The 11,113-nt window shown below is 40.1% G+C and carries 7 protein-coding genes; 6 read left to right on the top strand and 1 reads right to left on the bottom strand.

The features are described from left to right. Positions 1-42: 42 nt before the first annotated feature. From lldD to ACSHXM_RS09680, 3 genes are all read left to right on the top strand, one after another. Positions 43-1,179, top strand: a complete 1,137-nt coding sequence (gene lldD / locus ACSHXM_RS09690) for an FMN-dependent L-lactate dehydrogenase LldD (protein ID WP_435688559.1) — start codon at positions 43-45, stop codon at positions 1,177-1,179. A 310-nt stretch (positions 1,180-1,489) separates the two neighbouring features. Next, on the top strand, positions 1,490-3,601 hold the full coding sequence (locus ACSHXM_RS09685; protein ID WP_435688558.1) for a TonB-dependent receptor plug domain-containing protein: 2,112 nt from the start codon (positions 1,490-1,492) through the stop codon (positions 3,599-3,601). 138 nt (positions 3,602-3,739) lie between these two features. Continuing rightward, positions 3,740-5,563 (top strand): winged helix-turn-helix domain-containing protein, encoded by a 1,824-nt coding sequence (locus ACSHXM_RS09680; protein WP_435688557.1) that lies wholly within the window; start codon positions 3,740-3,742, stop codon positions 5,561-5,563. Positions 5,564-5,622: 59 nt separating this feature from the next. Here ACSHXM_RS09680 and ACSHXM_RS09675 read toward each other — a convergent pair whose 3' ends face one another. Continuing rightward, positions 5,623-7,281 (bottom strand): SUMF1/EgtB/PvdO family nonheme iron enzyme, encoded by a 1,659-nt coding sequence (locus ACSHXM_RS09675; protein ID WP_435688556.1) that lies wholly within the window; start codon positions 7,279-7,281, stop codon positions 5,623-5,625. 244 nt (positions 7,282-7,525) lie between these two features. On the opposite strand from ACSHXM_RS09675, the gene ACSHXM_RS09670 reads away from it, so the two are divergent. The 3 genes from ACSHXM_RS09670 (at position 7,526) to ACSHXM_RS09660 (ending at position 10,662) form a co-directional block, all read left to right on the top strand. Next, positions 7,526-8,764, top strand: a complete 1,239-nt coding sequence (locus ACSHXM_RS09670) for a DEAD/DEAH box helicase (RefSeq protein WP_435688555.1) — start codon at positions 7,526-7,528, stop codon at positions 8,762-8,764. A 145-nt stretch (positions 8,765-8,909) separates the two neighbouring features. Next, complete coding sequence (locus ACSHXM_RS09665; RefSeq protein WP_435688554.1) at positions 8,910-10,208, top strand: hypothetical protein; 1,299 nt, start codon at positions 8,910-8,912, stop codon at positions 10,206-10,208. A 25-nt stretch (positions 10,209-10,233) separates the two neighbouring features. Further along, the gene (locus ACSHXM_RS09660) at positions 10,234-10,662 is read left to right on the top strand and encodes a hypothetical protein (RefSeq protein ID WP_435688553.1); all 429 of its coding nucleotides are present in this window, start codon (positions 10,234-10,236) and stop codon (positions 10,660-10,662) included. Positions 10,663-11,113 lie beyond the last annotated feature (451 nt).

Genomic DNA, 11,113 nt, shown 5'->3' with positions numbered 1-11,113 from the left:
ATTAGATAAATAAGTTGTTTTATACTATTTAGGATTTTAAACATGATCATTTCTGCCTCCACCGATTATCGAAAAGCGGCTAAAGCAAAACTACCGCCATTTTTATTCCATTACATTGATGGTGGATCATATGGAGAACACACTCTAAAACGTAATACCCAAGATCTTGCTGAAGTGGCCTTACGCCAACGCGTACTAAATGACATGTCAGAATTAGATTTAAGCACACAGGTATTTGGAGAAGATCTAAAGTTACCTATTGCACTAGCGCCAGTTGGATTAACCGGCATGTATGCCCGAAGAGGTGAGGTACAAGCCGCTAAAGCTGCTGATAATAAAGGTCTGCCTTTTATTATGTCTACTGTGTCAGTGTGTCCTATTGAAGAAGTGGCGCCTAAAATAGAAAGGCCCATGTGGTTTCAGTTGTACGTACTTAAAGACCGTGGTTTTATGAAAAACGTACTTGAACGAGCCAAAGCAGCTGGAGTAACTACGTTAGTGTTTACCGTTGATATGCCAGTGCCTGGTGCTCGATACCGTGATATGCATTCAGGAATGAGTGGGCCGAATGCGGCAGCTCGTCGAGTATTTCAAGCCATGCGCCATCCACAATGGGCATTTGATGTTGGTCTATTTGGTAAACCTCATGATCTAGGCAATATCTCAACCTATCGCGGTGAACCGACCAAACTTGAAGATTATATTGGTTGGTTAGGCGAAAACTTTGATCCATCTATTAGCTGGAAAGATCTAGAATGGATAAGAGATTTTTGGGATGGGCCTATGGTTATCAAAGGTATTCTTGATAAACAAGATGCCAAAGATGCGGTAAGTTTTGGGGCTAACGGGATCGTGGTTTCTAATCATGGTGGCAGACAATTAGATGGTGTCATGTCTTCCGCAAAGGCCTTGCCTGAAATAGCGGATGCAGTCAAAGGCGACCTCACAATTTTTGCCGACTCGGGTATAAGAACGGGTTTAGATGTAGTTAGAATGTTAGCTTTAGGCGCAGATTGCACCCTACTCGGCCGCTCGTATATCTATGCACTAGCTACACATGGTCAAAAAGGGGTAGAAAACTTGCTTGATTTATACGATAAAGAAATGCGTGTAGCTATGACCTTAACGGGTGCAAAAACTATTAAAGACTTAACTAGAGAGTCATTGGTAAACATTTAAACTCGAAAAGAATTCAATACGGGCTTAACTTGCGATTTATCAAAAGGAACTAATTCATAATTAGACTAAAATTAGTTTCTTTTTTGTGAGTAGCCTAATTGTCATTACAATATATTTTATATCGTCTTAACGCCTCATAAATGGGGCGTTTAACTACCCATCACTTAAAATTGCTTATAATTCAAACGATTGATTTATAACATGATGATTGAATCTCAACACTTCTCTAACTACACTGTGCACCATGTTGTAAATATCTAAAGTATATAGAAAATATTTAAACGGATAATGTCTATATACGAGGTTATAAATGAAACTAAAACAATTAACGGTTTGTGTTGTAGCTGCAGGGCTATCATTTAGCTCCAAAGCAGAACAGTTAGATATGTTTTCCTTATCCTTAGAAGAATTACTTGAAGTAAGAGTCGTTACCGCAGCTAGTGGCTATGAACAACCCCTAAAAGACTCCCCAGCGAGTGTTTCTGTTATCTATCAAGAAGAATGGCAAGCCTCAGGAGCAAGAGAGTTAAATGATGTTTTAGCTAATGTCGCGGGTATTCATATCAAAAAAAGAGCTATAGGTATTACCACAAATATTCCCGTCATCAGAGGTGTATCAGGCTCTGAAGGACAACAGATTTTAGTATTAATTGATGGCAGCCCCTTCAAATATCTACAAAACTCGGGAAGTTTCCTCGGAAATAGGCTATTACTGGCTGGATTTTCTCGAATCGAGATAATTCGAGGCCCCGGCTCGGCTATTTACGGCGCCGATGCTTTAGGTGGCATTATAAACCTCGTTAGTAAAAAGCAGGTGAATAAAAAGGTACACCTACGAACCGGTAGTTTTGATAGTTTTGATGCCGGCTTTAGCCATTCTGGTGAATTTACTGATGGCAGTTGGAGTGTGTCTTTCGAACATCAACGTTCGAATGATGACCCTAATAAAGTTGTCAGTAGCGATCTTCAAAGTACTTTCGATGAAATTTTTGGTACCCAAGCCAGTCTCGCTCCAGGTAGAATCAATGAACATTATAAAGTCGATCAGCTTAATGCCATTGTTAACTGGAAAAAACTAACCTTACAAGCGTTTCATTGGTCAAACTCTGATTTGGGGTTAGGTGCTGGCGTAGCCCAAGCTTTAGATCCAACTGGAACAGGATCGAGTAAAAACACTCAATATAAAATAACCTATTCAATACTCGAGGGAAATGCGCATAATCTAACAGCGAAACTAGAGCACTCTGATCAAACCTCTCGTACCTTTTTACATGTGTTTCCAGCAGGGTCTGTTTTTCCTATTGGCATTGACGGCAACATTGATTTTGTTAACCCAAACGGTTTAGTGAGCTTTCCAGACGGGTACATAGGCGCACCAGGCAACGAAGGTAGTCAATCAAGTATCAACTTAACCTACTTAAACACTCAGTTTAACAATCATCACATTCGCGTAGACGTGGGCACTCAAAGAACACATTTTCGTCCTAAAGAACGCAAGAACTTTGGTCCAAGCGTGATTGACGGTACGGAAGGAGTAGTAGATGGCACGTTAACTGATGTTAGTTTTACCCCCTATGCTTATTTACCCCATTTAGACCAAAATCTAACTCATATTTCTTTTGAAGATCAGTGGCAGATTACGCCCAAATGGCGGGCCACTATTGGTGGGCGGGTGGACCAATATTCTGACATAGGAGATACTTTCAATCCTAGACTTGGATTAAGTTGGTCTTTAAACGAAAACACCCAACTTAAATTATTTTATGGTTCAGCCTTTCGTGCACCCAGCTTTGTTGAACTCTACTCACAGAATAATCCAGCAGCAATTGGCAACCCCGATTTAAAACCAGAAAAAGTCAACATTGGAGAGTTAGGTATAAACCTTAATATGCAACTGACACCTGAAGCCTTTTTGAGTTTTAGTATGTATCGTTCAAAACTTAGAGACCTAATTGAACATAGGGAGACTATTGGTGGTATACAGCAATCAGTGAATATTGGAGAACAAACCAACTGGGGAGCAGAAATGAATGCCAATTGGAAACCTATGCCTTCATTAAAAGTTAGCGGCCACCTCAGTTATTTACACGCCGAGGACCAAGCAGGTGTAGACATTGCTAATATCCCGACTCAAATGGCATATGTAGAAGCAAACTGGAAAATCAATCAAAATTGGCAATTTTTTGTCAATCATAAATGGATAAACGAGCGTAAACGAGCAGAAGGAGATAATAGACCCAACTTGCCAGGTTATAACTGGCTTAATACAAAAGTGTCGTGGCAACAGCAAAATCTAACCCTCTCGCTACTGGCAAACAACTTAGCCGACAAACAAGCCAAAGAGCCCAGTAATGGCAGTATTGCAGATGATCTCCCGCTACATGGGCGTATGATGATGTTGGAATTAGGGCTTGAATACTAGGGGCTCAAATAAAAAATCACTTTAGTGTAGATAATTAACCCAAACATACATTTAGCTTAACGTTAACGTCTTGTTGTGAAATGTAGTTGCATGATAAAGTCATGCTCAATGATACTTGATAGTCTGCACCTTTAACCCATGCGCTACATATTTAAAGAGTTTGAGTTTGATGACTCGAACCTAGTACTAAGTAAAAATGGGCAAAGCCTAGATCTTCGGCATAATGAAGTCTGTCTATTAGCTTTATTGATTAAACATTCAAACAAAGTACTTAGTAAAGAAGATATCCTTTCTGAAGTTTGGAAAGACAAAGTGGTATCCGAGCAAGCTGTGTTTCAAAATATTAGTCACCTCAGAAATATTTTAGGAAACGATGCTATCAAGACCTTTCCCAAGCGAGGTTACCAGTGGCAACTGTCTCTAGAGCAGGCTTTAAATAAGACCCATTCTGAACAACCAGAACCTGAAATACCTACTACAGCGAATATCAATACATCAGGCAGCAACTCCCTTCGTAAACCTCATGGGTTGTACATAACACTATTGATCTCATTTATTTGTATATTGAGTGTTATATTTTGGAACCTGCAAATAAATAAAAACCAACCAGCGCCGATAGCTAGTATTGCCTACGGTTCAATATATAACCCCAACAACAAAGAACACATTGTCTTTGAAGATACCGAAAAATTAACTTTTACAGCCTTAACTGACTTCGATAGTAATAAGTTCAAAAATTCTATACAGCTAGAATACCCGTTAATTGCAGCGGAGCATCCGTATGTATTAATGAGTGATCTTAGTTTGCTCAAACAGGATCTACGGTTACGTTTCTCCCTAAAAGGACCTGTTGCTACATGGAATGGTGAGATAACGGGCAACTCTGTAGCGGCTATCCTTAAGCAACTACATCACCATTTATCCCATAAATTCATATACGATCTGATTAGCAATCCTCAACCACCTGAAGTAAAACAAGCAAAGCTTTCTATTGCTCATCAACATTCTCCGGACGATGCCATCATTCTCGGGCAACTCATTAACGCTTTTATTGATATAAGGCAACTCGACAATGGGAATGTAATGGCAGAAAAACTAGCAACTCAAGCAGTTAAGGCAAACAAGATTCAACATCTTGGCGACGCTTATTTGTATCAAGCTGATATTTTAATCTATCAAAAACGATTAGCATTAAGCGCTGAAAAAATTGGCTTGGCACTAGAGCAGTTTGAAAGAAATAATGATTTGGCTCGCCAATCAGATGCGTGGATGTTACATGCCAAGCTAGCTCATGAATATGGAGATTACCTCACAATCAAATCAAGCCTTCTTCAGTCAGCTCATTTGAGTCAACAAGCCAATGATATTCAACGAGAAGCAGACGCTTTAACCCACTTATCAATGTTAGCTCATAAATATTCTGAAGAAGAAGATCAATATTTCTATTTATTAAAAGCTAAAAAGAGAATGAAAGCGCACAAATTACCTCTGTATCATTTTGCTGTTATTCCTTTTCATGAAGCCGCTTTTACTGGCTCTCCCTCGGGTAAAGAACCCTATTTACTCAAAGTTCTGGAATTAACAGAAGCGACACCAGACCATTGGATGGCGCAAACTAGCCGATTACAACTCATGGAACATTACTTAGAACAAGGACGACTTTCAGCGGCCAACAAATTAATTGCTAACCTATCAAGCGACAACGCTAGAAATTCATACCTTAAATCCTTATTGTTCAAGGCTCAGAACAAGTTAGGTGAACTCATTGTTTATGCAAAACGTACTTTCGAACAAGCTCAAATGGCAGGCAATAAACACCTTAGTTTAGATGCCGCATTACTTTTATTAGAGAGTAAAGATGCATCTGTCAGTAGTGATTTTTACAGCCAATACATCCAAAACTCGGCAACAACTCATTGGCGAGAAAAAAGAAAAGATAAACTTAATCAATTAGCCCTATAAAGGTTAATAGTGTTAGCGGCATTAACCACTAACACTTGTTGAATCAGTTGTTTTTAAGCTTACTTCGGCTGTAACTCTAGCCAGTTCAATTTCCAATTATTGTCTAACGATTTCACCGTAATCGAATGTTCGCCGTCCTGCAAATACACAATATTGCCCTTTTGAGTCTGCCAATTATTCCAACCACCAGTTTCGGCAATTTGGCTAGTTGTGAGCTCTTTATCATTCACTAAAACAATAAACCCTTTAGTATTTCTCGGTGAAGACACGCGATAACTCAATTGATACTCGCCAGATTGAGCGACATGCACTTGAAACGAAAGTGTTGCACCAGCAGGAATACCACCACGCCCCGTAACACTGTAACCAACCTCAATATCAGACGTTTTCTTAAGACGAATCGATTCACCACTCATTGTAAAAGCCGCTTCAGCTTCGATTCGTCCAGGTATTTTTGCTGTCACGCCAGCTTGGGTGGTAACCAACTCACTATAATCACTCTGTTCATGATTTCTGACAGCCACCACACTATATTCGTAGGCATGAAAATCGGCGTTAGCGTCTTTAAACTGAGTGTCAAAGATATTTGCAGCGATAAGACGAAACCTAGTACCTGGAGCATCATTCCGATATACACGATAACTTTGCACGCCTTGCTGCTGACTTTCATCCCAATTTAATATAACCACACCATCAACTTTATCTAGCTGTACATTAGTCACTGGATTAGGGTTTGGAGTTGCAGCATCACGTCTTTGTTGCTCTCTTTGCTGAGCCTGGGCCAATTCTTGAGCAAAGATTTGAGTACTGCTCGAGTCAGTTGTTCGTTTACCATCCAAAGCCAACCGAAAACCTTCTAAACCACCGGCATCAAAGTCAGCTAACCGCATGGGCCTCCAACTAATAGGTTTGGCATTTCGGTGCCAGTCACTTCCTCGTAGGCTACGATATTTGCACTCTTTTGCAGTAGCATGACCTCCCATTGGGAGTTCACCTACAAAACAATCAGCGGTATATTCCATGACATTACTCATCATATCGTGCAAACCAAAAGGATTACCTTTGTACATACCCACAATGCTTGCGTAACCAGCATGGTCGACACAGTTCGACTTCCCGCCTGCATTCAAATAATTAACGAAACTCGCACCTGAATCTCGTTGATGAACATTCTCCCCAGTTAAGTCAGCAACGTTTTCATATTCGCATGCAATCGTTTGCTCAGGATCATTACCAAAGTAGAATTTTTCTGTGGTTCCAGCCCTAGCAGCATATTCCCACTCAGCTTCTGTGGGCAATCGATAAGGTAACCCCGTTTCCTCCCCTATCCACTTAACGTAACTTTCTACCGCCTTAAAATCGACGCAATTAACCGGCTGATACTCACTGGTGTTAATCGAATTATTTTGCCAAGAGCCAGGCGTAGCAGTACGAGTAAACCACCCACTCGAAATTTCGTGATGACAGGTGTTCGGCATTTTATAACCGGTTGCTTCAATGAAACGCCTAAATTCGCTAACAGTGACTTCGTACTTGCCTAAACTAAATTCAGGCAACGTGACTTTTCGAAGCGGCTCGGCTTCTTGATTAGCACGATCTCCCATATCAAAACTCCCAGCGGGGATCGTTACCATGATAGGTTCGATGGGTTTTGATGCATAAACACATCCAGCAAAAACTGACAGACTTAGGGTGATTAAAAACTTATTTACTTTCATTGACACTTCCTATTAAACAGAAGGTCACATAATGGAAATCTTGAGAGTAAAGTTCCTATTAGAAATCTATTTATTGAAGAAAATAGAAAAATCCTAGATTAATAAACAGATTTAAATCCTCTGGAATCGACTTAAGTGACATAAAAATTTGAAAAGCTATTGGTTAATCATTAAGTGAAACTAAAAATAGAGTAAGCTGCCGTTATTAGAAAACGATACATACAAATTAATAGGTTCTTGTTTAATGTCTTTTGGCTCTTTAGGCTTATGTGATGCGCTGGTAAAAACAGTTGAACAATGTGGCTATGCAAAGCCATCACAAATACAAATTGAAGCTATCCCTGCTGTGTTGCGTAAACAGGATGTTATGGCCGTGGCACAAACAGGCACGGGGAAAACAGCTAGCTTTGTTTTACCCATGTTACAACTTTTGGCCGAGGGGCCTAAAATTCAAACCTTACAAGTACGAGGACTAATTATTACTCCCACCCGGGAACTGGCTGCTCAAGTTGCAAAAAATGTACTTGATTACAGTCAAAACATGGAGCTTGATTCATGTGCTGTACACGGTGGCGTGAGGATTGAACCGCAAATATCAAAACTACAGCTAGGCCTAGATATACTTGTAGCGACACCTGGACGTTTGGTCGATCTTTATAACCAAGGCGCTGTTAAGTTTGATCAACTCGAAATGTTAGTTTTGGATGAAGCGGATCGTATGTTGGATTTGGGTTTTGTGGATGACATTCGCCATATCCAAACCTTATTACCCGCCGCCCGTCAAACTTTGATGTTTTCAGCTACTTTTTCACCCTCAATTACGTCACTTGCTAAAGGCATGTTAAACAACCCCACTATGATTGAAGTGGCTAGCGTAAACAGCGTTGCAGATACCATTCAACATAAGGTACACCCAGTAGATAAAGAACGTAAAAATGAGTTATTAATCCATCTGCTTAAAAAGCACCAATGGCAACAAGTCTTAGTGTTTAGCCGCACAAAACAAGCAGCAGACAATTTAGTTGTGAAATTAGAAAAAGTGGGTATTCAGGCAGCATCAATTCATGCCAACCGAACTCAACATGCACGAACTCAAGTGTTAGATGGCTTTAGGAACGGCACTATTTCAGTACTGATTGCCACGGACATCGCCTCTCGGGGCATAGATGTAAACCAATTACCCAGCGTGATTAATCTTGATTTGCCGTATGTGGCAGAAGATTACGTGCATCGTATTGGCCGCACCGGTCGAGTCGGTTCCGAAGGTTTAGCCATTTCTTTATTTAGTGAAGATGAAACAAAACAACTAAAGGCCATTGAACGTGCTATTGGCCAAAAACTACAACGAGAAATGGTACCTGGTTTTGCTCCTTCCCCCAGAAAGAAACTTCCAGTTAAAACACCAGATGAAGACTTATATGGAAATTTCGAAGCTGACACTACTCCCAGAGGACGAAAGAAATCGAAAGGACGACGCAGATAACTTAACTACGCACGAGGTAATGTGGGCATTACCTTCACTACATCAATTAAAATACGGTTATTTTTTACACAAATGGCTGAAATTGAATTAGAGTAATAAATTAAGCGCTGTCGCGAATAATGGAAGATAACCGGACGCATTTCTCATGCATAAACTCACATATTACTTTTTACCCCTTTATTTAGGCTTAATATGCTTTGATTCAGGAGCTGATGAGTGTATTACCCCGAACAAATCAGGCTCTTATGCTGGTAAACTGCTTTTTACTAAGCCTTTTAAAAAAACCAACCACACTTCCTATCGTGATTCTCGTTGGCAATTCGTTTTCAACCAACCACTTTGTGTTCAAGGTCGGCCTGGTCTAGAAATAAAGTCGGTCACATTAAAAAGACAATTACTTGATAGAACCCATACTGGTTTATTTCGGGGCAATGTTATCGACAATCAGGTGATTTTGGTCGGTACTTTCGTTGTAGTTAAAGAACCCAAAAAAGTAGCGAAGCCTCACTCTCCATTTAGTTCATGGATAACCTTAGACGCAAAAGTGATTAAAACCTCAAACGACAATTTAAGCATAAAGAGTGACCAAGCTATTCGCAGAGAAGCACTAAGGATGCAAAATAAAATGGCCACTCCTCCAGTCTACGCAATACTAAGTGAAAAAAGAGCCCAATCAGAAACCGCTCCCCCAATAGTTAAAGCAATACCGGATGCAGCTAAAGCTGGTGACACTATAAAAGTTTTACCTAAAATAGGAAGCACTGATGGCGCCTCATATAAAAAAGCACAAGGTGGATCTCAAAACATTTCTGACGAGGCAACTAATCTGTATTTTCCCTGGCCGATCCCCAGCCCTTCTTCACAAATTGACTTCACCCTATACTCCAAAAGAGAAATCGAACGCATTCGCCCCACATATGGACAGGCTAATAGACGTTTACAACGACTATTATTTAGAGCCGATTACACTAACCAACGTTATTACTTACTAAATAAAGCCAGTTTACAAGGTTTTGCAATTGCCACTCAATTAGAACAGATTGACGTTAACGCATTACCACTGCCGGATCCGAATCGCTGGTCTGCTGACGTAGTTGAAGCGTCATTGTTTAGCATGTCTGAATTTTTAAAAGCATTGTTACAAGCGGATCAAGGGTATTTTAGAGTTTTAGTATTTGTGATATCAAACAAAGCTTTAACATATAGCAAAGAAGAAGCAACCAAAGAAACAGCCTCAAAATGGTTAGAACAAGGTCAAAACCGCTTATTTGAAGAAGTAATAGATTGGCCATATACACAGCAAAGTACAATTTCAGTATTAGTGTATGAATTTGAACACGATGAAAATACAAATACTTATATTCAGCGTCAATCCCCTCCGAGGCATACTGCTAAAACCCACTTAAATTCCACAGATCTTAAAGCTTTACTAAAAGATCTTTGATTAACGTTTTAACAGGAATTTGTTTATGAAACTAAAAATGTTTAATTGCCAGAAAAAACTCACTACCATGTGGTTTTGTTATGCAGGTGTGATTTTACTTTTACTTGTTGGTCAATCTATTGGCAATAAATTTGGTGACAACAATAGTGTTTGGGAATGGTTTTTAGGCCACACCATGCCATCACTTTCGTTAATTGCTGGAGCGATTGTAGCACTAGCCTTAAAAGCCGATAAAGATAGCATACTCATCGATCCGTTCTTTTATCGTCTCACTTGGGCAATTTCGTTTTTGTACTTATCTCTAGTTCTACTTACCTTGGTAGCCGAAAACTTAACAAGCATGACCGCGATAGAGCTCATAAATCAGTCTTCATTATGGTTGATGCCAACCCAAAGTTTAGTTGCCATATTTTTAGGGATCTTTTTTAATCGAGGGGAAAAACCTGCGCCTTAATTGAAAATAGGTTCGTTTAAAGGAGGTTTGCTTAAAGCTGATTTATTGGAAGATGCGAGATATTAGATTGAATTGGTCGGTGTGATAGAACTCGAGTCTACAATCCCTTCACCCTCAGCCAATGATGGCCGCTACCAAGTAGCACGGTGTTAGGTATTCGGTGTCATAATTGAGGTACTAGAGAAAAGGTAATTGGTCGGTGTGATAGGATTTATTCCGTACATCCTGTACTCCACCCTTCGGGCCGCGCTTCGCACGTTAAAAATTGTTCCCGACAATTTTTCGAACACGAGGTGACCGCTTCGCGCCCATGTCTTCGGTTCATTTGGGTTTAGGTGTGAATTGCATATTCAGGATAAACAAGAACAAATAGTTAATTGGTCGGTGTGATAGGATTTATTCCGTACATCCTGTACTCCACCCTTCGGGCCGCGCTTCGCACGTTAAAAAT

This window comes from Paraglaciecola sp. (assembly GCF_051252315.1).
GTDB lineage: Bacteria > Pseudomonadota > Gammaproteobacteria > Enterobacterales > Alteromonadaceae > Paraglaciecola.
Note: the sequence above shows the minus strand (reverse complement) of the source record. Positions and strands in the feature narration are given on the sequence as shown.

Excerpts from the sequence above, each read along its gene's own strand:
- lldD (WP_435688559.1), top strand. The coding sequence starts at position 43 with ATGATCATTTCTGCCTCCACCGATTATCGAAAAGCGGCTAAAGCAAAA.
- ACSHXM_RS09685 (WP_435688558.1), top strand. The coding sequence starts at position 1,490 with ATGAAACTAAAACAATTAACGGTTTGTGTTGTAGCTGCAGGGCTATCA.
- ACSHXM_RS09680 (WP_435688557.1), top strand. The coding sequence starts at position 3,740 with ATGCGCTACATATTTAAAGAGTTTGAGTTTGATGACTCGAACCTAGTA.
- ACSHXM_RS09675 (WP_435688556.1), bottom strand. The coding sequence starts at position 7,281 with ATGAAAGTAAATAAGTTTTTAATCACCCTAAGTCTGTCAGTTTTTGCT.
- ACSHXM_RS09670 (WP_435688555.1), top strand. The coding sequence starts at position 7,526 with ATGTCTTTTGGCTCTTTAGGCTTATGTGATGCGCTGGTAAAAACAGTT.
- ACSHXM_RS09665 (WP_435688554.1), top strand. The coding sequence starts at position 8,910 with ATGCATAAACTCACATATTACTTTTTACCCCTTTATTTAGGCTTAATA.
- ACSHXM_RS09660 (WP_435688553.1), top strand. The coding sequence starts at position 10,234 with ATGAAACTAAAAATGTTTAATTGCCAGAAAAAACTCACTACCATGTGG.